At 33.1% G+C, this 26,193-nt stretch carries 42 protein-coding genes; 3 read left to right on the forward strand and 39 right to left on the reverse strand.

Features of this window, described 5'->3' with window-relative positions:
• Positions 1–398: 398 nt before the first annotated feature.
• The 16 genes from NQZ91_10860 to NQZ91_10935 all read right to left on the reverse strand — a co-directional run bounded on the left by NQZ91_10860 (position 399) and on the right by NQZ91_10935 (position 10,365).
• The gene (locus tag NQZ91_10860) at positions 399–1,526 is read right to left on the reverse strand and encodes a thioredoxin family protein (protein ID UUM58887.1); all 1,128 of its coding nucleotides are present in this window, start codon (positions 1,524–1,526) and stop codon (positions 399–401) included.
• Between the two features lie 55 nt (positions 1,527–1,581).
• A complete protein-coding gene (locus tag NQZ91_10865) occupies positions 1,582–1,719 on the reverse strand; it encodes a bacteriocin (protein UUM58888.1) in 138 nt (45 codons plus the stop codon).
• A gap of 1 nt (position 1,720) precedes the next feature.
• Entirely contained in the window at positions 1,721–1,849 is a 129-nt protein-coding gene (locus tag NQZ91_10870) for a hypothetical protein (protein ID UUM58889.1), read from the reverse strand.
• A gap of 580 nt (positions 1,850–2,429) precedes the next feature.
• On the reverse strand, positions 2,430–2,663 hold the full coding sequence (locus NQZ91_10875; protein UUM58890.1) for a Blp family class II bacteriocin: 234 nt from the start codon (positions 2,661–2,663) through the stop codon (positions 2,430–2,432).
• A 193-nt stretch (positions 2,664–2,856) separates the two neighbouring features.
• Entirely contained in the window at positions 2,857–4,218 is a 1,362-nt protein-coding gene (locus NQZ91_10880; GenBank protein UUM58891.1) for a bacteriocin secretion accessory protein, read from the reverse strand.
• Positions 4,219–4,227: 9 nt separating this feature from the next.
• Positions 4,228–6,378, reverse strand: coding sequence for a peptide cleavage/export ABC transporter ComA (gene comA / locus NQZ91_10885; GenBank protein UUM58892.1), 2,151 nt, complete (start codon positions 6,376–6,378; stop codon positions 4,228–4,230).
• A gap of 268 nt (positions 6,379–6,646) precedes the next feature.
• Positions 6,647–6,811, reverse strand: coding sequence for a class IIb bacteriocin, lactobin A/cerein 7B family (locus NQZ91_10890; protein UUM58893.1), 165 nt, complete (start codon positions 6,809–6,811; stop codon positions 6,647–6,649).
• 17 nt (positions 6,812–6,828) lie between these two features.
• Positions 6,829–7,020 carry an alcohol dehydrogenase gene (locus NQZ91_10895; GenBank protein ID UUM58894.1) on the reverse strand — a complete coding sequence of 64 codons (192 nt, stop codon included), beginning with the start codon at positions 7,018–7,020 and terminating at the stop codon, positions 6,829–6,831.
• Positions 7,021–7,195: 175 nt separating this feature from the next.
• Positions 7,196–7,321 carry a bacteriocin gene (locus NQZ91_10900; GenBank protein UUM58895.1) on the reverse strand — a complete coding sequence of 42 codons (126 nt, stop codon included), beginning with the start codon at positions 7,319–7,321 and terminating at the stop codon, positions 7,196–7,198.
• 10 nt (positions 7,322–7,331) lie between these two features.
• Positions 7,332–7,475, reverse strand: coding sequence for a bacteriocin (locus NQZ91_10905; protein UUM58896.1), 144 nt, complete (start codon positions 7,473–7,475; stop codon positions 7,332–7,334).
• Between the two features lie 334 nt (positions 7,476–7,809).
• Positions 7,810–7,947, reverse strand: a complete 138-nt coding sequence (locus NQZ91_10910) for a hypothetical protein (GenBank protein ID UUM58897.1) — start codon at positions 7,945–7,947, stop codon at positions 7,810–7,812.
• 417 nt (positions 7,948–8,364) lie between these two features.
• Positions 8,365–8,661 carry a hypothetical protein gene (locus NQZ91_10915; protein UUM58898.1) on the reverse strand — a complete coding sequence of 99 codons (297 nt, stop codon included), beginning with the start codon at positions 8,659–8,661 and terminating at the stop codon, positions 8,365–8,367.
• A gap of 105 nt (positions 8,662–8,766) precedes the next feature.
• Entirely contained in the window at positions 8,767–9,000 is a 234-nt protein-coding gene (locus tag NQZ91_10920) for a bacteriocin-type signal sequence (GenBank protein UUM58899.1), read from the reverse strand.
• A gap of 35 nt (positions 9,001–9,035) precedes the next feature.
• Positions 9,036–9,170: a bacteriocin gene (locus NQZ91_10925; GenBank protein UUM58900.1), complete on the reverse strand. Its 135-nt coding sequence runs from the start codon at positions 9,168–9,170 to the stop codon at positions 9,036–9,038.
• Positions 9,171–9,339: 169 nt separating this feature from the next.
• Positions 9,340–9,564 (reverse strand): hypothetical protein, encoded by a 225-nt coding sequence (locus NQZ91_10930; protein ID UUM58901.1) that lies wholly within the window; start codon positions 9,562–9,564, stop codon positions 9,340–9,342.
• A gap of 12 nt (positions 9,565–9,576) precedes the next feature.
• Entirely contained in the window at positions 9,577–10,365 is a 789-nt protein-coding gene (locus NQZ91_10935) for a ParA family protein (protein ID UUM58902.1), read from the reverse strand.
• A gap of 204 nt (positions 10,366–10,569) precedes the next feature.
• On the opposite strand from NQZ91_10935, the gene NQZ91_10940 reads away from it, so the two are divergent.
• Positions 10,570–10,704 carry a hypothetical protein gene (locus NQZ91_10940; protein ID UUM58903.1) on the forward strand — a complete coding sequence of 45 codons (135 nt, stop codon included), beginning with the start codon at positions 10,570–10,572 and terminating at the stop codon, positions 10,702–10,704.
• 29 nt (positions 10,705–10,733) lie between these two features.
• Here the strand turns inward: NQZ91_10940 and NQZ91_10945 are convergent, their stop codons facing one another.
• The 3 genes from NQZ91_10945 to NQZ91_10955 are packed head-to-tail and all read right to left on the reverse strand — an operon-like array spanning position 10,734 to position 13,147.
• Complete coding sequence (locus NQZ91_10945) at positions 10,734–12,074, reverse strand: GHKL domain-containing protein (GenBank protein ID UUM58904.1); 1,341 nt, start codon at positions 12,072–12,074, stop codon at positions 10,734–10,736.
• Entirely contained in the window at positions 12,074–12,811 is a 738-nt protein-coding gene (locus NQZ91_10950) for a response regulator transcription factor (protein UUM58905.1), read from the reverse strand. Before NQZ91_10950 ends, NQZ91_10945 begins: the two co-directional genes overlap by 1 nt.
• A gap of 3 nt (positions 12,812–12,814) precedes the next feature.
• The gene (locus tag NQZ91_10955; protein ID UUM58906.1) at positions 12,815–13,147 is read right to left on the reverse strand and encodes a LytTR family transcriptional regulator DNA-binding domain-containing protein; all 333 of its coding nucleotides are present in this window, start codon (positions 13,145–13,147) and stop codon (positions 12,815–12,817) included.
• 189 nt (positions 13,148–13,336) lie between these two features.
• Between NQZ91_10955 and NQZ91_10960 the strand changes: the two genes are divergently transcribed.
• Positions 13,337–13,705: a hypothetical protein gene (locus tag NQZ91_10960; protein ID UUM58865.1), complete on the forward strand. Its 369-nt coding sequence runs from the start codon at positions 13,337–13,339 to the stop codon at positions 13,703–13,705.
• Between the two features lie 28 nt (positions 13,706–13,733).
• Here NQZ91_10960 and NQZ91_10965 read toward each other — a convergent pair whose 3' ends face one another.
• From NQZ91_10965 to NQZ91_11055, 19 genes are all read right to left on the reverse strand, one after another.
• Complete coding sequence (locus NQZ91_10965; protein UUM58866.1) at positions 13,734–14,324, reverse strand: recombinase family protein; 591 nt, start codon at positions 14,322–14,324, stop codon at positions 13,734–13,736.
• Between the two features lie 145 nt (positions 14,325–14,469).
• Entirely contained in the window at positions 14,470–15,960 is a 1,491-nt protein-coding gene (locus NQZ91_10970; protein UUM58867.1) for a primase C-terminal domain-containing protein, read from the reverse strand.
• A gap of 371 nt (positions 15,961–16,331) precedes the next feature.
• Positions 16,332–16,529 (reverse strand): helix-turn-helix transcriptional regulator, encoded by a 198-nt coding sequence (locus NQZ91_10975; GenBank protein ID UUM58868.1) that lies wholly within the window; start codon positions 16,527–16,529, stop codon positions 16,332–16,334.
• A gap of 121 nt (positions 16,530–16,650) precedes the next feature.
• A complete protein-coding gene (locus NQZ91_10980) occupies positions 16,651–16,803 on the reverse strand; it encodes a class IIb bacteriocin, lactobin A/cerein 7B family (protein UUM58869.1) in 153 nt (50 codons plus the stop codon).
• Between the two features lie 21 nt (positions 16,804–16,824).
• Entirely contained in the window at positions 16,825–16,965 is a 141-nt protein-coding gene (locus tag NQZ91_10985) for a hypothetical protein (GenBank protein UUM58870.1), read from the reverse strand.
• Between the two features lie 24 nt (positions 16,966–16,989).
• Positions 16,990–17,115, reverse strand: coding sequence for a hypothetical protein (locus tag NQZ91_10990; protein UUM58871.1), 126 nt, complete (start codon positions 17,113–17,115; stop codon positions 16,990–16,992).
• 434 nt (positions 17,116–17,549) lie between these two features.
• Complete coding sequence (locus tag NQZ91_10995) at positions 17,550–17,711, reverse strand: class IIb bacteriocin, lactobin A/cerein 7B family (protein ID UUM58872.1); 162 nt, start codon at positions 17,709–17,711, stop codon at positions 17,550–17,552.
• Between the two features lie 197 nt (positions 17,712–17,908).
• The gene (locus NQZ91_11000; protein ID UUM58873.1) at positions 17,909–18,118 is read right to left on the reverse strand and encodes a class IIb bacteriocin, lactobin A/cerein 7B family; all 210 of its coding nucleotides are present in this window, start codon (positions 18,116–18,118) and stop codon (positions 17,909–17,911) included.
• A 319-nt stretch (positions 18,119–18,437) separates the two neighbouring features.
• Positions 18,438–18,593 (reverse strand): class IIb bacteriocin, lactobin A/cerein 7B family, encoded by a 156-nt coding sequence (locus NQZ91_11005; protein ID UUM58874.1) that lies wholly within the window; start codon positions 18,591–18,593, stop codon positions 18,438–18,440.
• Positions 18,594–18,604: 11 nt separating this feature from the next.
• Positions 18,605–18,802, reverse strand: a complete 198-nt coding sequence (locus NQZ91_11010) for a hypothetical protein (protein ID UUM58875.1) — start codon at positions 18,800–18,802, stop codon at positions 18,605–18,607.
• A gap of 167 nt (positions 18,803–18,969) precedes the next feature.
• The gene (locus NQZ91_11015; GenBank protein ID UUM58876.1) at positions 18,970–19,107 is read right to left on the reverse strand and encodes a hypothetical protein; all 138 of its coding nucleotides are present in this window, start codon (positions 19,105–19,107) and stop codon (positions 18,970–18,972) included.
• Positions 19,108–19,224: 117 nt separating this feature from the next.
• The gene (locus NQZ91_11020; protein UUM58877.1) at positions 19,225–19,410 is read right to left on the reverse strand and encodes a hypothetical protein; all 186 of its coding nucleotides are present in this window, start codon (positions 19,408–19,410) and stop codon (positions 19,225–19,227) included.
• Between the two features lie 11 nt (positions 19,411–19,421).
• Entirely contained in the window at positions 19,422–19,577 is a 156-nt protein-coding gene (locus NQZ91_11025; GenBank protein ID UUM58878.1) for a class IIb bacteriocin, lactobin A/cerein 7B family, read from the reverse strand.
• 10 nt (positions 19,578–19,587) lie between these two features.
• Positions 19,588–19,755: a class IIb bacteriocin, lactobin A/cerein 7B family gene (locus NQZ91_11030; protein UUM58879.1), complete on the reverse strand. Its 168-nt coding sequence runs from the start codon at positions 19,753–19,755 to the stop codon at positions 19,588–19,590.
• A 313-nt stretch (positions 19,756–20,068) separates the two neighbouring features.
• A complete protein-coding gene (locus NQZ91_11035; GenBank protein ID UUM58880.1) occupies positions 20,069–20,380 on the reverse strand; it encodes a hypothetical protein in 312 nt (103 codons plus the stop codon).
• Positions 20,381–20,759: 379 nt separating this feature from the next.
• Positions 20,760–20,915 (reverse strand): class IIb bacteriocin, lactobin A/cerein 7B family, encoded by a 156-nt coding sequence (locus tag NQZ91_11040; protein ID UUM58881.1) that lies wholly within the window; start codon positions 20,913–20,915, stop codon positions 20,760–20,762.
• Between the two features lie 18 nt (positions 20,916–20,933).
• Entirely contained in the window at positions 20,934–21,080 is a 147-nt protein-coding gene (locus NQZ91_11045) for a hypothetical protein (GenBank protein UUM58882.1), read from the reverse strand.
• A gap of 15 nt (positions 21,081–21,095) precedes the next feature.
• Positions 21,096–21,260: a hypothetical protein gene (locus NQZ91_11050; protein UUM58883.1), complete on the reverse strand. Its 165-nt coding sequence runs from the start codon at positions 21,258–21,260 to the stop codon at positions 21,096–21,098.
• Positions 21,261–21,576: 316 nt separating this feature from the next.
• A complete protein-coding gene (locus NQZ91_11055; GenBank protein UUM58884.1) occupies positions 21,577–22,473 on the reverse strand; it encodes a nucleotidyl transferase AbiEii/AbiGii toxin family protein in 897 nt (298 codons plus the stop codon).
• Between the two features lie 200 nt (positions 22,474–22,673).
• Here NQZ91_11055 and NQZ91_11060 point away from each other — a divergent pair, with 200 nt between their 5' ends.
• Positions 22,674–23,657, forward strand: coding sequence for a hypothetical protein (locus NQZ91_11060; protein UUM58885.1), 984 nt, complete (start codon positions 22,674–22,676; stop codon positions 23,655–23,657).
• Positions 23,658–24,730: 1,073 nt separating this feature from the next.
• Here NQZ91_11060 and NQZ91_11065 read toward each other — a convergent pair.
• Positions 24,731–25,735 (reverse strand): hypothetical protein, encoded by a 1,005-nt coding sequence (locus tag NQZ91_11065; GenBank protein ID UUM58886.1) that lies wholly within the window; start codon positions 25,733–25,735, stop codon positions 24,731–24,733.
• Between the last annotated feature and the right edge of the window lie 458 nt (positions 25,736–26,193).

Genomic DNA, 26,193 nt, shown 5'->3' on the forward strand with positions numbered 1-26,193 from the left:
AAATTCCCTTATAACTTTAATATTGATTAACGTCCTGCGTGATTGATATATTTTAACACCCGTTTCCTCCTATTTATTTACGCTCTAGTCATTCAATATTTCATACTAATAGTCTGCCATATTTTTAAAATCAAAAAAATCACGATTAAAAAACCGTGACCTCCTCTGAGATAATCGCAAAATTCTAGGTTTGCGTGTTTAGCGCACCCTTTGATTGCGCTAAACACGCTGGCATACTGCCCGAAAATACAAAACTCAATCGTTTTGATTTTCTCCTGGTCTCGACACTTCGTGCCGACGTCTGCAAACCGCACAGACGAATGCTCACCGAAACTCGCTATATCAAAAATGGATCTCCAAACCATTTTTGATATTCCCCAATATACTACTCTTATAAACTACTTCTCCTGATGAGTTTTTAACACTTTAAAAACAACTCCTAGTGAAAACATAAGCAGTACTACACCCAGGCGGAAAAGAGTCAAAGAAACCGTATCACCTGTATTTGGCAAAGTTTTCGCTGTTTTAACAGTATCAGTTGAGCGACTGGTGTCAGGAATAATATGCAACTTAGTCTGCTCTACTTTTTCAGTTGCAACCATTTGCACCGGATTAGACGATGCTTGAACTACAACCTCACTATTCTTAGTTTGAGCAGTTGCAACTGTAGTGGTTTCGTTTTGTTTCTCAAGTTCAGCGACTGTCAAATTAGCTGAAATGTCTGTAAGTGTTGAATTAGAAACTGTTGTTACTGTCGGTTCAGGCTGCTTCTCACTCTCCACAATTACTTTTTCAGATTCCAACTTCTCTTCTACTTTTTCCTCTACATCAGGCTGTACAGCTTGTTCTTCCGAATTGTCAGCTCCTTGTATACCTTCTGGCTGTTGAGCAGAAGATTGACCAAGATACAAGTGATCATAAAGTTGTTTAGCTGTCACTCCTCCGCCAACCCAACCTGAAACTAGTTGGCCATTTTTAACATAAATAACCGTTGGTGTTCCTGGAATACCTACTGTTTGAAATAAAAATTCTTTGGCTGAATCATCAAAATCTGCACCATCTGTATCATAATACTCCAACTTATTATCAATAAGTTGATTTAATTCCTTTAATTCTGGAGAAAATTGACGGCAGTAATAACATGTCTCACGACCGAAATAAATTGTATGTTCCAGACCATCTTCGGTAAATGTCTGTCGAACATCTTCAATACTAATTTTTTGGAAATCTGCCACATTTACAGCATATTCTTCAGATGTAATTTCCGCAGGTTCTTCTTCTGTAACCTCACTATTAGCTGGTTCAGCAACTGCCGTAGAATCATCAGCATCTCCCACAGAAACCACCTTTTTAGCTGTTACTTCAACATTTTCTTCAGAGCTAGGTACCGTGGATTCTACCACGGCTACTGAGGAGTTTGAAGTTTGGCTATTCTCCTCATTTTCCTCTGCTAAAACTGTGTTTGTCCCAATCATAGCAAATATAGCTGTACTTAACAATAATGTCTTAAATAAATTTTTCTTCACTTCGAATCTCCTCGCTTAGCTCTATCCCCAGTTGTAGTTCATAATTTCTTAGTATTTACTTACGTTTTTTAGGTTTCGCCGAATTAAAAATCTCATAGATAACTCCTTGAATAAAGTCACCTACCCCACCTCCATTAATATTTTTTAATGTATCAGTATTCAATTCTTTAAATTTAGTTGTATTATTCATCATTCTAACGTCCTCCAAAAAAATATTTGATAATACGTACAAAGTTGCGACCTGCATTAAAATCTTCTTCCCTGCTTCCGCCACCAACTGTATTGACAAGTGTTTTTTCATCTAACTTTTTAAACTGTTTCATTATGTTCTCCTTTATTTAAAATATTTATTTTCTTTACATGTACAGTATATAAAAATAATATAGCTATTTCATCATCTAAGTCATGAACTGTCGTTATTTTGTAATGAATGACCATTTTTCAATAAAATAAATCTAATATCGAATAAGGTAGCAAGCACAGTAAGTGGGTACCCACTTACGATAAAATTAACGAAGCAGACGCTTTTTCGTTATATTTTATTTGTTAGAGGGAACCCTAAGACCCAAAATCTAATCCCTTATGTAGTTCAATTAGTCAATAAGAAAAGCACTCCTGGCATTAAATTAATATCTAACCCCTGGGAGTGCTTTAGTTTTTTTCTTTTAAACCCTAATACATTATCAAACTAACTATTTTTATAGCAAATTCATCCTCATATCATAAAAATAGGTAACAAACTATTTAGAATTTTTCTTAATAAACTCTATCAAGAAAACTAAAAGAATTGGCAAGCTTGAAGATACAAACAAAATAAATCTCAATTCACTCGATAATCCTAGGTTAAACAACCAGATTATCCCTAATAAGTAAAGTACGATACCGATGAATGAAATTATTATTTTAACGGCAGAAGGTAGCTGCACCAGTTAGACCTCCTCCTAATGTTAGGGCACCTACTCCAGCAATAGCAACCCATCCTACTGGATTAGTCATTGCAGCCACAGCTAATAAACCAGTCCCAAAACCAGTTGCGGCACCACCTCCAACTCCCCAAGCACATACATTTCCACCTTCAACGGCTGCAAGCATGTCAAGGTTAAGTGTCTCAAATCGTTCCATTGCATTTGTATTCATTTGAATACCTCCTTTTTATATTTTTCTTTTTTATATTATCTAGTTGCAACCTTGATAAGTTTAGTATACAAGAATGTTTCCTATTTTTTCGTTCAAGTCATGAAATGGCATTATTTAGTAATGAACAGCCGTTTTTTACCATTGGCGACAAAAAAGAAACCAAATCTACAAATTCGATTTCTTCCTGTGTTATTTAATTTAAAAATTTATCCAGATAATAGTCCAAATATGTTTTCTCTCCAGTTACTACAACGATTTCTCCAGATGTACCATATTTCAGAACCTGGGTTTCCTTATCCGAAAGTTTTACCTCTGAAACAACCTTAAAGTAGCTGCCTGTTTCTGTCTTAGTGGCATTACTATCTATACTTGAGATTTTTGAAATAAGAGTTAGTTCTTTATTGGATGAATCCTGGGTTTTAAACTTAATCTTGTCTCCTACTTTAAGGCTGGAAATATCACTAGAAGGAATATAAGTCTCAATCAAAACTTTCTTCTCATCTGCAATAATTGGATATATTTGAGCAATCAATGTTCCTTCTGGAATCAATTCTGCATTAAGGACCTCATTGTTCATATGAACAATTCCAGCAACAGTAGACACAATTTCAGTATCTGAAAGAGTATTATTTTGGACCTCCAATCCATTCTCCAACTCATTAATTTTTTGTTCCAGAGCTGTTAGTTCTTGACTTGCTTCTGAAATTTTTTGAGATTGTAGAGAAGAAAGTTGGCTATCTAAGCTAGAATTGTAGGATTGCTGAACACCAGCACTAGAATATTGGATTTGATAACTAGATAATTCTGACTGAAATTGCTGGATTTGTGAATCAATCTGAGTAATCGTTTGATTCTTTAGAGTATCCTTTTCAATATCACTCGTTAATGTCCCAGATTGTGAAATATAGGTAGTATACAATGAATACCCTTGGTTCGTACTATCAATTGATGTTCCTGTTGAAATAGCACTCTTTAACGCTTGATAATCAGATATTTTACCTGATAGTTCATTGATTAAGCTACCAATTGTATTTTGAGTATTCGTTGATGCTGCGTTCTGTGAAGCAATTGTTCCATTCTGTTGTGAAACACTACTTTCTAGTGTTTGTCGTTGATTCAAGTAATCCTCAAACCTACGATAGTAACCAAATGTATCTGTTTCTGGAAACTGACTAGTAGTTGTCTCATAGCTCAATTTTAATAGCTCAAGCTGCTCTTTTTGTTTTTGCAGTAAACTCAACTGATCTTCAGAGTTATCTTGTTGCAACGTCTCATTTGTAGAATCGTACTTGATCAAGACATCACCAATATTAACTACGAGATTTTCCTTCAGTGAATTTAAAATAATCTTGTTACTGCTGGTTGATTGAACCTGGGCTAATACTTTTACTGGCTCTACAGTAGCAGCACTTTTAAGAGTGATTTCTTTTTTAAAGAATGCCAAAAATACAACCAAGAAAACCATCAAAGCAAATACTGGAAGGATCAATTTGCTTGAAAAATTATGATACCGTTTTTGATAAAATTCCGAACTTTCTAGTAATTCTTCGTACATGATTCCCTCCTAACTATTTACTAAATGAGCATAAAATCCTTGTTTCTGAAGCAAATCTTGATGAGCTCCTTCTTCAATAATTTTGCCTTTATCCAGGACAACGATATGCTCCGTTCTCTCAGAAATTGTTAATCTATGAGCAATGAAAATCAATGTCTTATCTAATTGCATAAGATTATCTATGATTTTCTTCTCAGTCAATACATCTAAGCTACTGGTTGCCTCATCCAAAATCAATACTGGAGAATCCGTCAATAAGGCTCTAGCCAAGGCAATCCTCTGACGCTGACCGCCTGAAATACCAACACCATCTGACGTTAATTCTGTTTGATAGTTCAATGGCATAGATTCTATATCGGACTTGATTTCTGCGATTTGAACAGCTCTAAAAATATCTTCCTGAGTCGTTCCCTCTTTTGCTCCTAGCAAAAGATTATCCAGGATAGTACCATTAAAAACATACGGCTGTTGTGGTAGATAATTGATATATCTTCGAAGACTTTCTTTGTTAATGTCTTCTAGGTTCACATCATCTAATAAAATCTCTCCCTTTGATGGACTAAAGAAGTTAACAAGCATCTTGGCTAATGTAGTTTTTCCTGAACCTGAAATGCCTACAAATGACACCTTACTACCTGCTTTCAATGTGAGATTAATGTCACTAAGAACATCTCTACCATATCCATACTTATAGCTGACACTGTTGAAGGTTAGATTCCCTTTGAAATGACTCAAATCATGAACTGTTTTTTGTTCTTCAAACTCAGATTTTACCAGGTATACTTCATTTAGGCGGTTATTAGCAACTTTAGCAGTTTGTAACTTCGTCTGAAGGTTAATAATATTTTCCAGAGGGTTTGTGAAGTAAACCAATAGAGAGTTATAGGTAATAAGCTGCCCCAAAGTCATCTTATTATCCATAACAAGATTTGCTCCCATCCATAATACCGCAACATTCAACAATAACTGAGCCAATTTTTTTAGCGTTTTCTGAATACTCTCAGCTCTACCGTAAGCAAATGACTTCTTCAAATAATCGACAAATTCCTTATCAATCTTTTGATAACGTTGTCGTTCACTTGTTAAGGACTTGATTGTCTCAATACCGTTAATGTCTTCAATGATTGAAGATGATAGGACCGCATTAGATTCCATTGTTTCTTGATTCATTCTTTCAAATGGTTTCATGAAAGATAGGATAATCACGGTATAGATTGGCAATGCAAGTAAGCTAATGAAAAATAGGTTAATGTTTTGAGAAAACAAAACAATTGAAACAATGATGATAATCGAAACATCTAAGAAAACCGATAAAATCGTACTTGCTAAAGCATCGATGATTGAATTAGCATCAGTGAAACGTGAAACGATTTCCCCTGTTCTTCTTGTTGCAAAGAAAGACATCGGCAAGTGAAAAACATGCTTGATATAAGACAAAATAACATCAATTGATAATCTCTGCCCCAGGACCAATAATAAGTACTCTTGAGCATAAGAAATCAGTTGTTGAAGAATATAGACGATAACTAATCCAACTGACACAATGCTTAGAGTATTTTTTACCTGTTCAGGAATATAGGTATCTATAATCGATTGTAGATAGTATGAACCAACAATATTGATTATAGTCACTATAAGAGTGGCAATGACAATATTTAATATCAGTCCCTTCTGTCTAGCAAGGATAGGGACAAAAGACAATAAGCTATCTTTCTTTTCTTTGTGAACCTTATAGCTCGGAGTTGGAGCGATGAAAATTGAAACTCCTGTCCATTCCTCTTCAAACTGCTCACGTGGCATTTTCTTCAGTTTCACAGTTGGATCTGGGTCAGCGATATGAATTGATTTCTTATCACAGCCTGTTACCACGTAATAGTGCATCAAATTCCCATTTTTGACTACATGAGCAATAAAAGGATAGATGATGTCCTCATCAAAAAGAGTCATATCTGCACGGATTGCTCGAGTTTCAAATCCTTCACCTTCAGCAACTTTGACCAATCCAAAAGCTGTTGTTCCCTCTTGCGTAGTCTTCGCCAACTCACGCAAAGTAGCCAACGAATAATATGACCCATAGAAACCAAAAACCATTGCCAGAGAGGCAACACCGCAGTCCCTAGTATCTACTTGAGCACGATAATGTTTCTTCTTAAAACGCATATAACCTCCTCTTGGTTTACATATCTATTATCATACACTATTTCTACTGATTTGAAAATGACACAACAGAAAAAAGCTGAGATTCAGCCTTTTCTGCATTTATAATCATTTGATAAGTGCATTTACAATACTTCTACCAAAATCATTCCCCGTATCATATACTGCTTTAAAAAATTGAGGGTAAACGGTACATAAGAGAATAACAACCACTGCTGTAAATATAACAGTCTTATGATCTTGAACAAAATTAATTACTTCATTTAACATTTTATCGATGTCCTTTCTTACGTGCATACTCGTCAGCTCCACCAGCAATAGCTCCTAAAATAAACGGAGATGAAATCAAAGCAACTACCCCAAAAACTATACCTCCGCCTTGTACTTCTTGTAATTCATTTTTATCAATTGTTTGAAATTTATTAAGTTCTTTCATAGATAATTTCTCCTACCTTATTTAATTGCTGCATTTACGATACTACGACCAAAATCACGACCTGTCTGATAAAGAACATTCCATGTTCCGCTTACAAATCGACCAATATCTTCAAAAATTCCGACTCCCCCCTCACAATTGAGTAATTCATATTCTGAAAGTGCTACAAAGTTCGTATTCATATTATCCATTGTTTCAAATTTAGTCATATTATTTTCTCCTTTATGTATTATTTTGTTCTAAATTATGAGCTATGCATTAATTTTTTATGATTTGTTCTAGATTTTAAATGAAAATAATCACTGTTGGTAAAAACGCAACCTTTAAAAGATATAACATATGCGACATATCCATCACCCACCTTCTTTATTTATTTTTTAAAATTTATTTCAATGTTTTAATAAGCCATTCTGCAATCTTCTTCGACCAAGTGACTGGTAATGGAATTAAAATGCTCCCACCATTTGTATTTTTAAGTTCTGATTGACTTAAAGTTTTAAATTTATTCATCTGATTCCTCCTACATAATAGCTACTTTAGGCTTTACTGGTTCTCCTGGAAGATAAATCCTAGGGCGACGAATAGTATTTCCTACAAAACTCACCAAGCCTAAAATACTTCCACCTGTAATATTTTGAAGTTCTAGATCTGTCATTTTTTTCATAAGTGTTCTCCTTTTCATTTAAAGATACCATGTGTTTTTTAGTTGTTTTAAAATTAATTCCCAAAAAATCATATTCTCTTTACTCCTAACTGTTTTTTATTTTTCTGTGTTGTTTTGTTTACATGTATAGTATACAAAATTAGTATCGAGTTTTTTCATCGAAGTAATGAACTGTCGTTTTTCAGTAATGAATAGACATTTTTTACCGTTCGTGACAAAAAATCCAGCTATTAACTGGATTTTTCTTATTTTCAATTTGAATAATATTCTCTAATCAGACTTGAAAGAAATTGAGAATCCGATACTCGAATAGGAGAAGAAGCAGCTAATTCTTTTAACATTTGGCGCTCTGAAGGTAAAAGAGTGAAAGAATATGTTTTTTTAGCTCTGGAGTGTCAGAGCTCCTAAACTCTCGTTCATTAGAAGAAACTTCTTCTCTAGCTTTTTGAAAATCCGTAAATTTATTGGTCATGGTTTATTCTCCTTACACAATTTTAATAATATTCTCAAATACTTCTTCAATATGTTCATATTAAAAAGCCGTGTCTTAAGCAACACAGCTCCTTACCTTATCCGAAACATTATTAAAGAATAATGATTGATGATATAAATAGCAACATTTCTTCGATCTACAACATTAGATTTCCGTCGTAAATTGCTTTAAAAACAGGCTCACTAAGTTCCCAAACAAGTCTATTTGATGAACTCATGACAAAAGTGCTAAATATCATAGGAAAAAGTTCATTATGTAAAATATGAGAGCAAATAGGTTTCAATATTTCACGTAATATCAAATAAAAGAAAACAAGGTTTTGAAAATGTGACGAGAACCAACAAATTTAATCTAAAATGGGTTAAAGATACTCCACAATCAATTATTCAATCTGAACTATTTTTTATAACCTTGAAAAATCCTTGTTATTGATGCAACAAGTAGCATACTTCCGGTTCCTAAAACCACAAGTACCATTATAGTATTTACCATAACAGGCATCGTATCAATACGGTTTACAAGACGCAACAATGATAAAGTTGCCATTACTATCAGCGCAGATGATTCTAATCTAATGGCTGAGATCTTATTGGCATCAACTGCCGATAAGAAAAACGGAAATAAAAATAAAGTAATCCCAATAACAAACAGATTCGTTCCAATTTCTTCCCCATTGTAAAACAATGTCATCATAAGAATATTTGTGATGATTATAACTGTCGAACAAATGATAAATGAAGTTTTTTTTCTCACTTTTCTCACCTCAAATTTTAAGTTTTCTTTTAGAAATATATTGAATTATGTTGCTAATCCATATCCAATGTAAGCCCCTGAAGCAGCACATGTCGCTAGGTAAGCAGCTCCAGCTGCCCAACCAATAGGACTGGTGGCCATTGCAACAGCCATTGTTGCTCCTAAATAAACTGAAGCACCACCAAAAACCCTATCCCAATTTGCACCGGCCTCAATTTCCATCAGTTCTTCTTGAGTAAGCATCACAAACGCATCAGTATCAAATGTCATTGTATTCATAACAAATACCTCCTTTTGTATATTTTTATTTTACTTTACATAACTTCTAATTTGACCTTTGGCGGACCGCCAGGAAGATAAATTATAGGTTTACGAATAGAATTCTTGACCATTCCAAACACACTTCCACCTGTAATATTTTGAAGTTCTTTTTTATTCAACTTTTTCATACTACTTTCCTCCTTTCTTTTTACATTATTATTGTTTTCTTTACATGTACAGTATACAAAATTAGTATCGAGATTTTTCATCGAAGTAATGAACTGTCGTTTTTTAGTAATGAATAACCATTTTTACCGTTAAAGAAAAAATCCAGCTAAAGTAAGCTGAATTTTTGGGTTATTTTCTGTTGAGATAATAATCTCTAATTAAGCTTGAAAGAAACTGTGAATCTGACACACGGATAGGGGATGACTCTGCCAATTCCTTAAGCATTTGACGTTCTGAAGGTAATAAAGTAAAAGAATAAGTCTTCTTCAGTTCTTGACTTTCTGATACTACCATTCCTTTTTTTACGGAAACTTCCTCTCTAGCTTTTTGAAAATTTGAAAATTTATTTGTCATGATTACTTCTCCTTATATAGTATGAATGATTTTTTCAAAGACTTCTTCAATATGTTCATAAAAGTTCTTATGACGTCTCTTTTCAGTATCTGACATTTCATCCTGAAGTTCAAATATACTCTTGTCGCTCAGTAAGCTCTTTGCAAGTAATTCTTTTTTAGGAATTACTCCTAACAATCCTGGATCATCAGCAATAATATCAAGAAACTCTCGTGAGCTACTACCGATATGCTCTATTTTATTTCCAATCAGATACGGAACAGCTTGAATATAGGATTTCCTGGTCATAATGTCGACAACCTCAGACTTAAGACGACTAATGGTTTCTTGAAGTTCTAACCAGGCACGATAACCGTTTCTAGAAGGCTCTGATACCCCAATCACAGCATCCGCCACTGCTATAAAGTTCGATGTGACCAAGCTAGCATCGTTATGAGTATCTATAACAACGTAATCATATTTACTTAACGCATCAATGTTATCCGCAAACCACATAAAAAGAATCAGGCAATTATTTTGTTTCTTCCTAAGTTCCAAATCCTCATCAGTTAAAAATTCTGAACCTTTGATAAAGTCTAGTTTTTCATCTACAGGGTGTATCTCAAAAGCTCCTCCTTTAAAGACATCATAAATAGAACTTATCCCTAATTCTTTAAAAGAATAAGTCAAATTGCATGATGAGTCCCCATCTATTAGAAGAACCTTTTTATGTTTTATAGATGATAACCACTTAGAAAAGTTATAAGAAAAAGTAGACTTACCTGTACCACCTTTATTGATATTAATTGTTATTATCTTCATGTAAATCACCTCTAATATATTGTATCATATTATTTTATAATATGATACAATATATTGTTTTTTTCTTTATAAAATTTAAAAAATGGTCATTCATTACAAAATAACGACCATTCATTACTTATGTGTGCGTTTTCACTAAAAATCCTTTATAATAAGACTATAAATAAAATCACAGATATAAAATAACCAAAAGGAGATTAACAAATGAATAGATCTGATAACCTTACAATGTATTGCCCACTTTCAACTTCTGAACTCAAGAATACTATTGGTGGAAATCGTTCAGATTTTTGGGAAAATATCCTGTTTCCTAGAAATCGTCAAAATAGAAGAAATTAGAATAGTAAAAAGCTCTAATGAGCTTTTTATTATTCTAAAAACACCAACTCCTGAACAAATCGATGATTGCTACTGTTCGTTGATATAGAAAATTTAGGATAGTTATCTAAAATAGCTTTTACATTGGCCAAGCCAATTCCTCGATTATCTCCTTTTGTAGAATGACCATATTCAAAAATATGACTTGTTAATACTTTATCCTCGACAGTAGTATTTTCTACAACCACAATTTTTCGGTCATATTCCTGGAAGTAGGCAAATACAATATTTCCATTTGTACACTGCTCTGCAGCATCGATAGCATTATCTAATAAAATAGACAGAATCGTTATAAATTCAATCAACTCTAAAGCAGGTGGTTCAATTTCAGCATCTACTTCCACAGAAATTGCAATCCCCTTTTTTTGTGCCTCCAACATCTTAGATGATAGTAAACTCTTCACTGCAGGATTTTGTATATTGGATAATCTAGCTATATCATATTTTCCATCATAGAATTTTCTATCAGAATCTGCAATAACCTCACTATAAATCGTTCGAATCGCAACAATGTCTCCCTCTTTTATAGCCTCATTCAAACTAACGAGAATATTTGTATAGTCATGTCGGAAACTTCGAATTTCTTTATAAAGTGATTCAACATGACGGCTATAACGACCTAAATCAGCTAATTGTTTGTCCTTCAATTCCTGGATTTCTTTTTCTTGCTTTTCTTTCTTCTGATAGTTTAAATACAACATACTAACTGTAAATAGAATAAAGTATAATAGTAGTATATTAGTTCTAATAAAATAAGTATCTATCTTAATATCCACTATTCCTTTATCCATCAATACTTCCAAAAATAAATTACCTCTTATTAAAAGAAAATAAGTAATAAATAGAATATTTAATCCCAAAAATATACCGCTAAATTTTTTGTCCAAAGTATCAACTTGAAGATATTTCGATTCTATTCGTAATCCCTTGAAAAATCCATAATAAAAAGGAATTAATAAAATAGACAATAAGATTTCAAACATAACACTAGCATTTGCATATACAATATCTACATCAAAAATAAAACGTAAATAAAGGCTGATGATACGTTGAAACATATCCCCTATCACAAATGGTAATAATCCATAAAATATTTTTTGAGTTCTATTCCAATTTGTTTTAAAAAATGGTATAACAATCAGAAAAGAAAATGGTTCTAATAGTAAGTAAATATCATAAAGAATTATTTGACAGACAGTTAAGCAAGAAGCTATAAAACATTTTTTCTTCTTGCTTAAAAATAAACCGCTAATTTGTTGAAGAATCATCAAACGAATCAGCATGTCAATAAAGAATACAGTGTCGTAAAATGGAGATATAAAAATATTCATCAGTCAATCTCCAGTAAATCTGCAAGCTCCTTCTGCTTCATCCGAGAAACAAAACAAGAATCTCCATTCTCAAAATAGGCAATGTGATTTGTTCTGTCCAATCTTGTTATATTTAATGGATTCACTACACAAGAACGATGTGCTTGGTAAAGTCGTTCGTCAGCTTTCGCTATATCGGATACTTTCCCGTAAAATTCAGTCTGACCTGTTTTCGTTTTTAAAATGACTTTATGAATCGTTGATGATGTTTCAAAATAAAGAATATCACTAAAAGGGACTTGAATATGAGCAGTTTCAGTTTTGTATACAAAAGAATTTTCAGCTATAGTATGATCAATATTTTCAAAAGCATGCACTAACACATCTGATACTGCCTTTTGAAAGTCACTATCCTCTAGGCCTTTATCTATAAAATCTAAAGCAGAGACTCGATAACGATACGTTACCGGCATAAATTCTGAGTGAGTTGTTACAAAGACAATAACAGCATAGGGATCGCGAGCACGGATTTCTTTAGCAATTTCCATTCCCTTCTTTTCTTCGCCTTTTATTTCAATATCTAAAAAGAAAAATTGGTGATTGCCTGCTTCTTCAATTGATTCCAATAATTGATTTGGTTTACCAAAAACTTCTAGGAATTTATATCTTACTGACGTTTCTTCAACACACTGCCTAATAGCATTTTCTAGCCTGCTCTGCTGAAAAAAATCATCTTCTAATACAAAAATATTAAGCATAGATTAACCTCTTCTCCATAGTTTATTTAATTCCTTCTGTTTGTATCTTGAAAAAGAAATAGTCCCAACACCATCATTTGTAAATACTATTAGACGTTCTGATAAATTTAGTCCTTGAATTTTATCAATATTGACAAGGAATTTACGATGACACCTAAAAAAGTTCAATTTTAACTTATCTTCTAAATCTTTCAAGGTACCATAAAATTCAAAAACACCAGACTCTGTAACAGCCTTTAACATATGCGGCTTGGTTGTATCTGAACTAATATAAAATATATCCTCAAGAAACAGTTTCATTGAAATATCATCTTTATTAATAATTAAAAAATTCATAAGATTACCTCCTCTTTTAGAAGTATCTTATCAAAAATCAACTCTTAATTTCCCAAAAAATCATGAACTGTACATTATCTGTCATCAATGACCATTTATTGCCACTCATTATATAATATTAACTTTTCATTATCTTAATAAAATTTATCATCACTAACTGATATAATAAAAATAAAGAAAGGAGGAATTATGTTTTATATTATTGAACAACAAAACAAAAATTTACAAATTACCAAAATCATCAGTGACTATCTGAAAAATAGATATCCGAGAATAGCCTTCAAAATACTACAAAGTTTCAAAGCTCCTCCAACTCATCAATCTAACACATATTTTATCATAAATGAAGACATATGTTTAAATGAACAAGAGCTAGAAGTAGCAAAAAATATTAGAAAAAATGATCGATTCGGTCACATTATCCTCATTTCTAAAAATATCAACTACCTACAACTATTCCGCTCACACATTAACTTCCTGGAAATCATTGACTGTAACAATAATCTCAAAGAAGACATTTATAATTGCATTGACTTTCTAAACAAAAACATCTCTTAAACAACATAATATGATACATTGCATTATATTATGTTGTTCTTTTTATTCCAAATTTTTCTCTATATCTTCTGAATGTTCTCGCATTAATTCCCACTAAATCTTCTATATCCCTATCAGAACAGCCTGATTTAAACAATTCAAAAGCATGCTGCAATTGAGGACTTGCACTAGTAAACAAAGGTTTTCTCCCTTTATACTTGCCTTTCTTTTTGGCAATCTCAATCCCCTGACGTTGTCTCTCCAAAAGCCTAACCCTCTCAGCTTCCGCTTGATACTTATAAATCTCAATTATTAAATTATTCAATAACCTTCTTAAATTATCATCTTTAATTCCAACCAAAGAAGGAAAACTTAAAATCTCAAGAGTAGCCCCTTTTGAATGAATCATAGATATTACTTCTGTTAACTCTTTATTATTTCTCCCTAATCGATCTAACTCAGAAACAACAACAATATCTCCTTCTCTAATAAAAGACAATAATGCTTCTAAACCAGGTCTATTCTTATCCTTTCCACTAAGCTTATCAGAAAATACCTTAAATACATCAGAAAGATTTTCTACTTGCCTATCTAAATTCTGATCCTTACTACTAATTCTAATATAACCAATCCTACTCATACTTATGCCTAACCCTACTGTCCTAAAAATAACCATACTAAATAGAACTAACCATTAATGACATTTAAACTATACCCTATTGTCCTACCCTATCCGAGACAGCTATCATAGATATAATGTAATGGCAGTTTGCGTGTTTTATTTCTTATCCCGTATCAAGTTCAAATAGTGTGCTTGAAAGGGGCATTATAAGCTCCTTAATCGCTCGTTTTAATAGTTTGATTAGAATACTCTTACTTACTCCTAGAAGATGTGATAAAGCGGTATAATACGCTTCTCTTGCTTTCTTATTCATACTAATCAATGAGAGAGCGATATTCGAAATAGAAGCAAGTATAAGCCCTCCTTGGCGACCACGTTTAAATGAATATAGAATCTTCCCTTCTGACTGCAGTGTCTTTAAAACATAATCTAGAGAACGTTCTGGAATACCAATTGCAGCTGTAATTTCTTTCTTTTTCACTCTCAGATATGGACTATCTGAGTTTGTTTTTTCCTTGATATAGTTCCAAAAATCTTCTCTCCATTCTGAAAAGTGACTGCGTTGACGTTGATCACGTGACTTCTTGAACTTATACCATCCTTGACGAATGAATAAATCTTTTGTTGTCAAATCAGAGCTAACCCAAGTTTGACATAAAATTTTGATAAAATCTCTGTTAGCAGCTTCATATCTTCCAGAATAAGCACTTGCTACTGTCTTTTTGAGTTCATTTTTCTTCAAAGGCACTTCTAACTCAGCATTATAATCACTGAGTTCTTCCATACAGTCACTATAAGCAACTCCTGAAGCGTAGTTGGCCAAAGCTAACGTAAAAATAACGTTATTGCGACCCATAATAGCCTTTTCCCCACGAATTTTCGAGGTATTCTTAAGAAGACGATACCAGGGCTCGTCAATTTGTTTCTGACCTTCAGTTCCTGATAGTACAAGAAGATTAGGTTTCTTAGAGTACGTTAAATCATCTTGCTGCATGGACCAGCTGAACCACTCAGCAAAGGTATAGACATTATTTTGATCAAAGTACTCTATGTTATCTTCACGAGGAATACGTGCGATACCAAAGTGATTGCACGTCATATCAACTGGCAAATCCTTGATAAAGTGATTTCTGATATTCTGAGAAATCATCTTTGCAACATTTACAACTTTGAATTCAGTAGCAGCTGTTACATAAGCAGCATCCTTTAAGATGAAATAGGCTTGATAACCATTTTCTGTTTTTAAAATTAAAGTTGGCATGAAGCCTAAATCTAAAGATGATACTAGAATGTCGCTGAAATTGATATTATCTGACTGATTTTTTAAGTCAAAATCAATATAGAAAGCGTTAATTTGGCGAAGATTATTCTCACTATGCCCCTTTGTAATACGAGGGTTCTTTTGCGAATATGTCCCGTATCGATAGACATTCGGTGTCCAATGAGTAAAAACAGTTTGATTATCCTCAACAGCCTCCAGAGAAGTGAGAACAATCCCTCTTCCGGCAATCATATTCTTTTTACTACGATACCCAAAAATAGCTCCCTTTTGTTCCTCGAAAGGAGTATTTTCATGCTTACTATTTTTAAATTTGAATTGTCTTAGTCCATCTTTTAAAATCATTTGATGAATCTTTTCAATATTGATATTCATCTCTCCTCCTTTCTTAGAAAAATATAAAAAGGTATCAACTTTTCGTCGATACCTTCCACTTTTTTTACTCAACTACTTGATTTTTTTGAGAAATCTTAGTACACTTTATTAAGTCATTTCATTTTACACAATTTTGTGGTATAATGAAATTAATAAAAAATTGTACTAGAAGTAGTTTCGCTTGATAGGGTTGGCTATCAACGAGGCTCCTAGAAAAATGTTTGGCGACATTTTTCTGGGCTAGTCTTTTTTATTTTCTTTGATTTTAACTAAAACCATTATACAACGATTTCGATTTTTTCGCAAATTGTATTTTGATATGGTACCATTTTAGAAATCTAATAAACTACATTACTAGATCAAATCATTATTCAGAAAGTAAAAATATCATCTACACAAACTTCTAATATTTTAGCCATTTTTAAAGCTATCAAAACAGACGGAACCATCTTGCCTCTCTCAATTGAACTTATTAATTGTCGAGAGCAATTGACTTTGGAGGCCAATTGTTCCTGAGTAAAAGCTTTTCTTACACGAAATCTCTTCACATTGTTTTTTAATTCAGCCATATAAATCTCTCTCCGATACACCTTATATAATTTTTACAAATTATAAATGTTTATAATAGTTAGCAATAGCATTTAAACAGAAAATAATAAAAAAATAGATAATTTGTCTATTTTTTTATTATTAACCAAAGGTTCGTGCTAAACCATATCCAACCAATCCTGAGCCACCAGCAGCCAATAACGACCAACCGATAACCTCCAAAACACCTACACCACCTTCAACACTTGTAAGTTCTTCGGTTGAAACTTCTTCAAATTTTTTAATATTTTCCATTTTTTTACCTCTTCTTATTATTTATCTTAAAACACTTAGTCCTAGAGCAACTCCAATGAGTAATCCAATAAACGATGATGCTGAAATAATTACTTCTGCAATATTATTTGAAATTTCATTTTGCATAGTTACTTGTTTTATTAATTGCTCAAATTTTTTCATCACTACAACTCCTTTCTGCTATAATTACATGACTTCCATCTTAGGTTTAACCGGTGTTAGAAGACCGATTCTAGGATTTCGAACAGCCAAAGATTTCAAGCTACCTCCATCAATCTTTTCAAGTTCTTTGAGAGTCAATACTTTTTTCATTAGCTTACCTCCTTGTTTTATTATTTTTTCTTTACAAGGAAAGTATACCTCATCCGAAATCGAAAAAAATCAAATTGTCATTAACAGTCTATATTCAGTAATAAATAGTATTTATTTTCCAGTAACTACAAAATACCATCCTTTTGTTACAAAAAAAGATCATTTCTGATCTTTTTACTGCTAATCTTTTAAATTTTTATCATAGGCTGAACGAATTAAACTCCCTAAATATTAGGAATCGGAAACTTTAATGTCTGTCTTAGTGGCAAGAATTCTCAACATCTCTCTTTCTGATGGCAATAGAGTAAAAGAGTAGGTCTGTTTTTTTCTACTTCACTCAAACCAGTAAATGCAGAACCAGCAATAATACTTGCTGCTACAGCTAGAGTAATACTTCCTTCCTCCATCAATTCTTGTGCCTACTGTTGAAGCTGCTATTTTCTTCGTTGGCGATTTGCCAAATCTTTCCCAAAAGCATATCCTCCACTCGCAGCAGCTAAAAATAATGTTCCTAAGCCCATAGTCACTGTGAACGGATCTAATCCCCCTTCAATCATAACGAGTTCGTCATCACACAATGTATTAAATTTATTCATATCCTATCCTTCTTTCCAGTCTTTGTATAATACAAGCATCAATAATGCTAACAATATAATAAAAGGCACATACGGCGCCGTCAATACACTAGGTAGTTTTATTCCTAAAACATCACTGACAACCAGTGAAGTAAAATGTAATAAAGCGGCACTAAATATTACAACTTCAGGTAAATACTTCATAATTCAATACACCTTTAAGGACGATTTGCATAATAACCTGCAGCAGCTCCAATTGCTACACCTCCTGCAATAACTGCTGCAGTAACCCCAGCAGCTACTTTCCAGCCAACCACAACTCCACCTACAACAACAGGTAATAGACCTCCATCAACATTCATCAATTCTTCTTCTGTTAGTGCTCCAAAGTTTGTATTCATTTTATCCATTGTTTCAAATTTAGTCATATATTTTCTCCTTTAATTTATTAATCTACATCTAGATTGTTATTTTTTATGATAAGATTTAAAATCTAAAGAACTTCCATAACCACGGATATACTCCAGTAATATTAATCATATATTTCTCCTTTCTCTGATGTTGTGTGTTATTTTGTTTACATGTACAGTATACAAAATATATTATTAAATTTTTTGTTATTGTAATGAAATGCCCTTATTTAGTAATGAACGACCATTTTTTACCATTAAAGAAAAAAAAAGAAACCGAAAATGGCTTCTTCAGTTATGTTGTTTTTCTCTTTAAAAATTCCATATAATACTTTAATTATTTATTTTTACCAATCATATATCCGATGCAGTACACTGCAACCGTACCAATAGCGATTCCTAACCCAGTTGCAAAACCACCTTCTGTTTCCATCATTTCTACTTCAGAAAGTGCTACAAAATTAGTCTTGTCAATTACTTCAAAATTAGTCATACTATACCTCTTTACTTGCTATTTTTAATTGCTTGACCAATCGCATACCCTAGAGCGAATGAAGCGCTAGCCAATTTTACACCTGTATAAATCATTGTTCCTGTGACTACAAAGCCACCTTCTGTTTCCATCATTTCTGCTTCAGAAAGTGCCATAAAATTAGTGTTGTCAATTACTTTAAAATTAGTCATATTAGTCATATTAGTCATATTCATCTTCTCCTTTGCTTTTTTGTGCTTTGCTATTTAAAAAATCCTGTCAACCATTTGGCAATTTTGGGAGTAAAAATTACTGGACCAAGAATGATTCCTCCATTGGTATTCTTTAAGTCAGTTTTACTTAGCTCTTGAAATTTTTTCATTGTTTTTTCTACTTTCTACATAACTTCTAATTTTGGTTTCACGGGACCAGGGAGGTAAATGCGTGGCGATCTAAGAGTCTGCCCCTTTCCGATGAGACCGATAATGCTTCCTCCTGTCGTTTTAACCAATTCTTTTTGAGTTAGTGTCTTCATGTATAAGTTTCTCCTTTTAGAACCTTGATTTAATATTCCACGGCATCTGTATTTTGAGAAAATTTACAAAAAATCCCTCTAAAAATAAGTTCCTAATCATTAGTGACAGAATACTTCTTATACCCTATCCAATAAATGTAATACTCCTGCAACAGCTCCAGATAACATCACAAATGTCAATGGATTATCAAACGATTTCCCTGATAAATAAGCCCCTAAAAAATACATGGAACTACAACTTAGGCTAGAGAACATTAAAATGTCCATTAATTTAGTCATATCAATGTCTATTAATTTAGTCATACCATACCTCTTTACTTGCTATTTTTAATTGCTTGACCAATCGCATACCCTAGAGCGAATGAAGCGCTAGCCAATTTTACACCTGTATAAGTCATTGTTCCTGTGACTACAAAGCCACCGTTAATATTTTCTAGTTCTTCTTGCTTCATATCTACGAAATTATTCATCTTAAGCCTCCTATTTTGATCCCAGGTACAAACCAAGTCCACCAAATCCAACTACAATAAGTCCACCAACTATTGCTGGTCCAGTAATTACAAGTCCACCATCTGTTTCCATCATTTCTGATTCAGAAAGTGCTACAAAGTCTACGTTCATATTGTCCATTGTTTCAAATTTTGTCATATATTTTCTCCTTTAATTTATTATTCTACATTTAGCTTGTTATTTTTTATGATCAGATTTAAAATTTAAAAAACTTCCATAACCACGGATATACTCCAGTAATATTAATCATATATTTCTCCTCTCTCTGATATTGTGTGTTGTTTTGTTTACATGTACAGTATACAAAATATATTATTAAATTTTTTGTTATTGTCATGAAATGCCCTTATTTAGTAATGAACGACCATTTTTTGCCATTCAAGAAAAAAAGAAACCTAAAAGGCTTCTTCGTAAAAACTTATCCTTCAAAAAACAATCGCAATACAATATGCTATCTACTCTCGTCATATTTTTGATACTTCTCAAATAGTTCATTAAACAGTCTCTGATTGTAGTCAAAAATATATTCAAATTCCTCTCGATCTTGGTTCGAAATTTGAGGCAATACCTTACGTTCATAGTCAGCAGCAAGGTCATCTTTCTTTGTGTCCAATTTCGTCATTAATTCCAAGGGAACTTCTTTCACACGAAAGATATTCTCTAAAATATAAAAGTTATCTTCATTCAGTACCTCTGCTAGAGCTGCTACGCCGCAATCTCTTGTATCTACTTGGGGACGATAATGTTTCTTTTTAAAACGCATGACTTCTCCTTAATTAACACAAACATCTAATTACTTATCTCTATTTTCTTATCATCAGTTGATAAACCTGTAAGGTTGAGGAACAGCTGGTGATTAGATTTTAGGTTATTGTGGACACAATAACTGAGCTCGCAAAAGCCAAAAAGAAAAGCGTTGAAGCTTTTAGGAAGCACCCGTATCCCATACGGTATCGGGGCTGACCCGATAAAGATAACTAATATGACAAATGACAGACCTCTGCCTAATTATAGAACGGTATTGAGAATTTTCTTTCATCCGTAACTTCAAGCATTTCTCTATAATCGAATAATAAAAAAGCAGCATCACCCTATACAGAAAAATGCTACTTTTACTTTAAAAATTATAATTTGACGTACTATTATCCACCCATAAATCCAACAAATACGCCTGATCCATATACTAATCCCAAAACGATCAAACCAGCTGTGACTGGTTCAATACCTCCATCAACTCCTAGTAATTCTTCTTCGCTTAAAACGGTAAATTGTTTATTAAGTGTATTAAATTCTGTCATGTTATTCTCCTTGTCTAATTATTTCAAAAGTGTTGCTAATGTTTGTCCAACTTCTTTCCCTACCTCAAACATTCCCAATAAAATTCCTGGTGCATAAATAATACCTAGTACTAAAAGGATTGTTTCAATAGGTTGATTTTTTACAAATTCATTTAGTTCCTTCATAATCCTGCTCCCAGATTAGAATAATTTTCTCAATGCTCGTCCAGTTTGTTTACCAATATCAAAAATCGCCATAACTAGAGCTTCACCAGGCCAGCTCCCACCTTCCATCTCCATCAGTTCCTGGTCAGTAAGTGCTACAAAGTTAGTATTCATACTGTTCATTTCTTCAAATTTAGTCATATTATTTCTCCTCCTTAATTTATTATTCTACATTTAGCTTGTTATTTTTTATGATAAGATTTAAAATCTAAAAAACTTCTATAACCACGGATATACTCCAATAATAACCATATGCTTCTCCTTTCTCTGAAATTCTTTGTTGTTTTGTTTACATGTACAGTATACAAAATATATTATTAAATTTTTTATTATTGTCATGAAATGCCCTTATTTAGTAATGAACGACCATTTTTTACCATTAAAGAAAAAAAAAGAAACCGAAAATGGCTTCTTCGTAAAAATTTATCATTCAACAAATCAATCGCAATACAATATGCTATCTACTCTCGTTATATTTTTGATACTTCTCAAATAGTTCATTAAATAATCTCTGGTTGTAGTCAAAAATATATTCAAATTCCTCTCGATCTTTATTCGGAATTTGAGGCAACACCTTACGTTCATAATCAGCAGCAAGGTCATCTTTCTTTGTGTCCAATTTCGTCATTAATTCCAAGGGAACTTCTTTCACACGAAAGATATTCTCTAAAATATAAAAGTTATCTTCATTCAGTACCTCTGAACGCAACTCCACTTGATTTATATTGGTTAATGTTTTAAAAATATCATATAAATCTTTAGCTCTGGTCTTGTTGGTCGTTAATGGATATTCTTCCAATTGCTGACAGGAGGCTCTAATCTTTTCATAGACAATCATTAGGGGACTGTACAAGTAGATTGTTGTCCCATCTAAATCGTATGCTTCTTTATGCTCTGTATACTCATCGTAGCTTAAATCAATCTCAATTTTTTTTACACCACCCTCGATAGATAGAGCGTATTTATTCAACTCTTTCATTTGTCTAGAATCTTGAGAGTTTATTTTATCCTGGTACTTTTCTTGGTCAAGTAAAGCAAATGATATTTTATATCCTCCCCAAAATGGTGGCAAATCTCGATGTCTATTCTTTGGCTTCGGAACAAATTCGAACGAATTGACAAAGAAACCTTTCTGTCTGAATGCATCTGTAATTAGTTGCTGAAGTTTTACTCCTTCATTTTCTTTTGTAAACCTTATCGTTTCTTTGATTGAAAAATCAAGATCTTGAGATTCCCTATCAACTATTCTATGTAGTTTTAATGCATTTCCTCCCTTTAAAACTAAATTTTCTACTAGTTCAGTATCTGAGTAAATCGCCTTTAAAATGGTATTGCGTATTTCATCTGGGGTCATATTATTGCTCCTTTTATATCTTATATCTATTCTATCATTGATTTGCTATTAAACAAATTATTTCTCAACTATAAGCTATGGTATATATACCATAGCTTATCGAATGACTTTTTTTATTTTTTTTGTTAAAGTATAATCTAAGCTATGGTATATATACCATAGCTTAAGGTTCTTGTTTTTTAAAATATGGAGGTTTAAAATTGGTACTGTCAGATGAAAAAATACAAAATATCCTTTTAGAAAAAAAGATTACCAAAGATGCTTCTAACTTAGTAAAATACTCTGATGAAATAGTAATACAAGCTCGAAAAGAATTTGGTAATATTCTGAATCGAACATCAATCATAAAAATTTTAAATGATTTTAAACAATCAAATAAACTTAAAAAATCTGCTTCAGTAAGTAAATTTATCGATATCATTATCGATAAATTAGGTTTATTTGAACCGATAAAAATTCTAAATGAATATAAAGGTGAGACTGTTACTCGTTATATTGCTACTGACGTTCAAATTTCTCCTTACGAAATAGCTCTTTCATTATTATCTAAATCTTTCCTTTCCCACTACAGTGCACTTTTTGTTAACGACTTAACCATCAACAATCCTAAAGATATATATATTAACAAAGAACAATCAAAAAAAGATTTTTATTCTAACAATGAGCAAAATATCTCTCAAGGAAGAATAGATTATGCTTTTTCTAAAAAAATGAGACGTACAAATATGATCTATTCATTTACCTATGATGAAACTTCCTACAAAGTTCATGTTCTAAACTCTAAAAACACGAATAATACTGGTGTTGTTCTCAAAAACGTAGTAGGCTTTTCCAAACCTGTAAGAACTACAAATATTGAACGTACTTTGATTGATGCAACTGTTAGACCAGGATACAGCGGTGGTGCTTTAGAAATTTTAGAAGCATTTTTGCGAGCAAAAAATGAGTTAAACTCTAAACAACTATGGAGTTACCTTAAAAAATTTAACTACTCTTATCCATACCATAAAGCGATTGCTTTCTATCTAAAATATTCCGATTACAGTTATAAAAACGAGTTAGTAGACTTCTGTAATAATGACAACCAAAATTCTCTAACATTTTACCTAGACTATCAAATGGTTTCCCCTCAAAAAGATGACGAGCTTGGCATATACTTTCCAAAAATGATACCCCAAAAATGATGGTTTAATACACTGACCATATTACTTAGTTTCATGGCTGACTATACTAGTCCATATTACTCGATTCCGTGGCTAACTATACTAGCCCAGGTTACTTAATTGCGTGGATGACTATACTAGTCCATATTACTTAATTTCAGGGATAACTATACTAGCCCGTATTACTCGATTTCGTGGCTAACTATACTAGTCCAGGTTACTTAATTTCGTGGCTAACTATACTGACCCAGGTTAACCGATTTCGTGGCTAACTATACTAGCCCATATTACCCGATTTTGTGGCTAACTATACTAGCCCATATTACCCGATTTTGTGGCTAACTATACTAGCCCATATTACCCGATTTTGTGGCTAACTATACTAGCCCATATTACCCGATTTCGTGGCTAACTATACTAGCCCATATTACCCGATTTCATGGCTAACTATACTAGTCCATATTACTCGATTCCGTGGCTAACTATACTAGCCCAGGTTACTTAATTGCGTGGATGACTATACTAGTCCATATTACTTAATTTCAGGGATAACTATACTAGCCCGTATTACTCGATTTCGTGGCTAACTATACTAGTCCAGGTTACTTAATTTCGTGGCTAACTATACTGACCCAGGTTAACCGATTTCGTGGCTAACTATACTAGCCCATATTACCCGATTTTGTGGCTAACTATACTAGCCCATATTACCCGATTTCGTGGCTAACTATACTAGCCCATATTACCCGATTTCATGGCTAACTATACTAGTCCATATTACTCGATTTCGTGGCTAACTATACTAGTCCATATTACTTAATTTCAGGGATAACTATACTAGCCCATATTACTTAATTTCAGGGATAACTATACTAGCCCATATTACTCGATTTCGTGGCTAACTATACTAGTCCATATTACTTAATTTCGTGGCTAACTATACTAGTCCAGGTTACTTAATTTCGTGGCTAACTATACTGACCCAGGTTAACCGATTTCCTGGATAAATATATTGATTCACTCTTGAGAATTCTATGATTTACAATACTTGAAAGAAAAAGAAACAGGATCTAAAATGACCCTGTTTCTTTTTCTTACTCAAATAAACGATAGACATACGACTTACGGAATTCATCTTTACGATTATGTCCCAGGTATTCCGTAGCTTTTTGTTCAGCGAACTTATCCAGGACATAACCTGCATATTCCTTACGTAGAAATGTTTTTTCTTTGCGTGGTAATCTGTCTAGATCGCGTTCATAATGAAGATAGACACGTTTAGCATATTCTGCCCTACGTGAATGTTCATCTAGGTTCTTTGGAATTCGATGCGTTCCATATTTACCACTACATACGACACCTGGCCCCGCTACTTTAAACATTGCCAAAATCTTTTCCAATTCTTCCTCAGATTTTGCCATAATGGGAGAAACTCTCGTACGTCCTCCTTTTGTACCTCTCGTGATATTCACGTAGTAAAGTCCATTCTTAGCTTTTTTAGCGATAAGATCTGTGCCACGTAATCGCTCCAGCTCACGCTTACGCAAACCCGTAGCACTTCCTAAGATGTCGAAAAAATCATTCTTTTCTTTACTGATTTTATGATCTACTTTAACCTCTAAACGTGAACGTGTTTTATTACGACGTTCACGTTTAGGAGTTTCTATAAAATACGTGGTAGAGACACCAAAAACTTTTCCAAGATTAGCTTTATATGTAGTTAACGTATCTGCCTTTCGACCTCGAATCATTAAATCCATGATATAAAAATCAACGTATTTCAGAATGTCTTCTAAGCTATTTAAATCCGTCCCATCACTATGTTTGGCCACGAACTCAGAAAATCTACGCCACGTTGCTGAAACGTCCCGAAAAGCTTTCTCAGATGTAATATATTTGAAAATATCATCTTCTTGCTTACCTTGATGACGACTTTTCCCTTTTCCAGCTACAAATTTGGCCGTGATAATCTCTTGTCCCATCTTTTGAACATGTTTCTTACGAGCGTCCTCGCTTATTAAAAGCTCGGACTTTTTCTCTTTTTTACGGGCTTTTGCCCTGGCGCGCTTTGCGCGCCTCTGTTCTGCTTTATTACTCATTAGCAAAACTCCTTTCTATTTTTTTAATACCTTGATAAAGGCACTGGGTAGGCTATCCGTGACTACCTTACCGCTGACGAAATACTTGCCACGATGCAAGACCACTTGTTAACGATTTGGGTATATCGAAACGTTTATTGAGCGACGTTTTAAACGCTTTTTTGTTTGTCGCCGAACCAGGAATCCCTGACTTGACGTTCCTATTTTTTTCAATTTGATGGTGTAAGTGGATTGGCCGTCCTATATCCGTATCACGACTTCTGAGACGCTTTTATGTTTATCTTAGACTTTCTATATTACTTGAAAATTGATTGCTTATGCTGCTCATTATTTCCTCCTAACTCAGTACTACTTTTATAAATTTGAATTCTTATTTATACAAATAAAATGTCTCTATACACTATTTGTCCGATGATCCTGTTTCCTCCTGATTAACCTTTGTAAATTCTACTTTGGAA

Origin of the sequence: Streptococcus suis, assembly GCA_024583055.1 — a bacterium.
In the GTDB taxonomy this organism is placed as follows: domain Bacteria; phylum Bacillota; class Bacilli; order Lactobacillales; family Streptococcaceae; genus Streptococcus; species Streptococcus suis_V.

Bases quoted from the DNA above. Each gene is read 5' to 3' on its own strand.
- NQZ91_10865 (UUM58888.1), bottom strand. From the start codon at position 1,719: ATGATGAATAATACAACTAAATTTAAAGAATTGAATACTGATACATTA.
- NQZ91_10870 (UUM58889.1), bottom strand. From the start codon at position 1,849: ATGAAACAGTTTAAAAAGTTAGATGAAAAAACACTTGTCAATACAGTT.
- NQZ91_10875 (UUM58890.1), bottom strand. From the start codon at position 2,663: ATGAATACAAATGCAATGGAACGATTTGAGACACTTAACCTTGACATG.
- NQZ91_10880 (UUM58891.1), bottom strand. From the start codon at position 4,218: ATGTACGAAGAATTACTAGAAAGTTCGGAATTTTATCAAAAACGGTAT.
- comA (UUM58892.1), bottom strand. From the start codon at position 6,378: ATGCGTTTTAAGAAGAAACATTATCGTGCTCAAGTAGATACTAGGGAC.
- NQZ91_10890 (UUM58893.1), bottom strand. From the start codon at position 6,811: ATGAAAGAACTTAATAAATTTCAAACAATTGATAAAAATGAATTACAA.
- NQZ91_10895 (UUM58894.1), bottom strand. From the start codon at position 7,020: ATGACTAAATTTGAAACAATGGATAATATGAATACGAACTTTGTAGCA.
- NQZ91_10900 (UUM58895.1), bottom strand. From the start codon at position 7,321: ATGAATAAATTTAAAACTTTAAGTCAATCAGAACTTAAAAATACAAAT.
- NQZ91_10905 (UUM58896.1), bottom strand. From the start codon at position 7,475: ATGAAAAAAATGACAGATCTAGAACTTCAAAATATTACAGGTGGAAGT.
- NQZ91_10910 (UUM58897.1), bottom strand. From the start codon at position 7,947: ATGACCAATAAATTTACGGATTTTCAAAAAGCTAGAGAAGAAGTTTCT.
- NQZ91_10915 (UUM58898.1), bottom strand. From the start codon at position 8,661: ATGATGACATTGTTTTACAATGGGGAAGAAATTGGAACGAATCTGTTT.
- NQZ91_10920 (UUM58899.1), bottom strand. From the start codon at position 9,000: ATGAATACAATGACATTTGATACTGATGCGTTTGTGATGCTTACTCAA.
- NQZ91_10925 (UUM58900.1), bottom strand. From the start codon at position 9,170: ATGAAAAAGTTGAATAAAAAAGAACTTCAAAATATTACAGGTGGAAGT.
- NQZ91_10930 (UUM58901.1), bottom strand. From the start codon at position 9,564: ATGACAAATAAATTTTCAAATTTTCAAAAAGCTAGAGAGGAAGTTTCC.
- NQZ91_10935 (UUM58902.1), bottom strand. From the start codon at position 10,365: ATGAAGATAATAACAATTAATATCAATAAAGGTGGTACAGGTAAGTCT.
- NQZ91_10940 (UUM58903.1), top strand. From the start codon at position 10,570: ATGAATAGATCTGATAACCTTACAATGTATTGCCCACTTTCAACTTCT.
- NQZ91_10945 (UUM58904.1), bottom strand. From the start codon at position 12,074: ATGAATATTTTTATATCTCCATTTTACGACACTGTATTCTTTATTGAC.
- NQZ91_10950 (UUM58905.1), bottom strand. From the start codon at position 12,811: ATGCTTAATATTTTTGTATTAGAAGATGATTTTTTTCAGCAGAGCAGG.
- NQZ91_10955 (UUM58906.1), bottom strand. From the start codon at position 13,147: ATGAATTTTTTAATTATTAATAAAGATGATATTTCAATGAAACTGTTT.
- NQZ91_10960 (UUM58865.1), top strand. From the start codon at position 13,337: ATGTTTTATATTATTGAACAACAAAACAAAAATTTACAAATTACCAAA.
- NQZ91_10965 (UUM58866.1), bottom strand. From the start codon at position 14,324: ATGAGTAGGATTGGTTATATTAGAATTAGTAGTAAGGATCAGAATTTA.
- NQZ91_10970 (UUM58867.1), bottom strand. From the start codon at position 15,960: ATGAATATCAATATTGAAAAGATTCATCAAATGATTTTAAAAGATGGA.
- NQZ91_10975 (UUM58868.1), bottom strand. From the start codon at position 16,529: ATGGCTGAATTAAAAAACAATGTGAAGAGATTTCGTGTAAGAAAAGCT.
- NQZ91_10980 (UUM58869.1), bottom strand. From the start codon at position 16,803: ATGGAAAATATTAAAAAATTTGAAGAAGTTTCAACCGAAGAACTTACA.
- NQZ91_10985 (UUM58870.1), bottom strand. From the start codon at position 16,965: ATGAAAAAATTTGAGCAATTAATAAAACAAGTAACTATGCAAAATGAA.
- NQZ91_10990 (UUM58871.1), bottom strand. From the start codon at position 17,115: ATGAAAAAAGTATTGACTCTCAAAGAACTTGAAAAGATTGATGGAGGT.
- NQZ91_10995 (UUM58872.1), bottom strand. From the start codon at position 17,711: ATGAATAAATTTAATACATTGTGTGATGACGAACTCGTTATGATTGAA.
- NQZ91_11000 (UUM58873.1), bottom strand. From the start codon at position 18,118: ATGACTAAATTTGAAACAATGGATAAAATGAATACAAACTTTGGAGCA.
- NQZ91_11005 (UUM58874.1), bottom strand. From the start codon at position 18,593: ATGACTAATTTTGAAGTAATTGACAAGACTAATTTTGTAGCACTTTCT.
- NQZ91_11010 (UUM58875.1), bottom strand. From the start codon at position 18,802: ATGACTAATATGACTAATATGACTAATTTTAAAGTAATTGACAACACT.
- NQZ91_11015 (UUM58876.1), bottom strand. From the start codon at position 19,107: ATGAAGACACTAACTCAAAAAGAATTGGTTAAAACGACAGGAGGAAGC.
- NQZ91_11020 (UUM58877.1), bottom strand. From the start codon at position 19,410: ATGACTAAATTAATAGACATTGATATGACTAAATTAATGGACATTTTA.
- NQZ91_11025 (UUM58878.1), bottom strand. From the start codon at position 19,577: ATGAATAATTTCGTAGATATGAAGCAAGAAGAACTAGAAAATATTAAC.
- NQZ91_11030 (UUM58879.1), bottom strand. From the start codon at position 19,755: ATGACAAAATTTGAAACAATGGACAATATGAACGTAGACTTTGTAGCA.
- NQZ91_11035 (UUM58880.1), bottom strand. From the start codon at position 20,380: ATGCGTTTTAAAAAGAAACATTATCGTCCCCAAGTAGATACAAGAGAT.
- NQZ91_11040 (UUM58881.1), bottom strand. From the start codon at position 20,915: ATGACAGAATTTAATACACTTAATAAACAATTTACCGTTTTAAGCGAA.
- NQZ91_11045 (UUM58882.1), bottom strand. From the start codon at position 21,080: ATGAAGGAACTAAATGAATTTGTAAAAAATCAACCTATTGAAACAATC.
- NQZ91_11050 (UUM58883.1), bottom strand. From the start codon at position 21,260: ATGACTAAATTTGAAGAAATGAACAGTATGAATACTAACTTTGTAGCA.
- NQZ91_11055 (UUM58884.1), bottom strand. From the start codon at position 22,473: ATGACCCCAGATGAAATACGCAATACCATTTTAAAGGCGATTTACTCA.
- NQZ91_11065 (UUM58886.1), bottom strand. From the start codon at position 25,735: ATGAGTAATAAAGCAGAACAGAGGCGCGCAAAGCGCGCCAGGGCAAAA.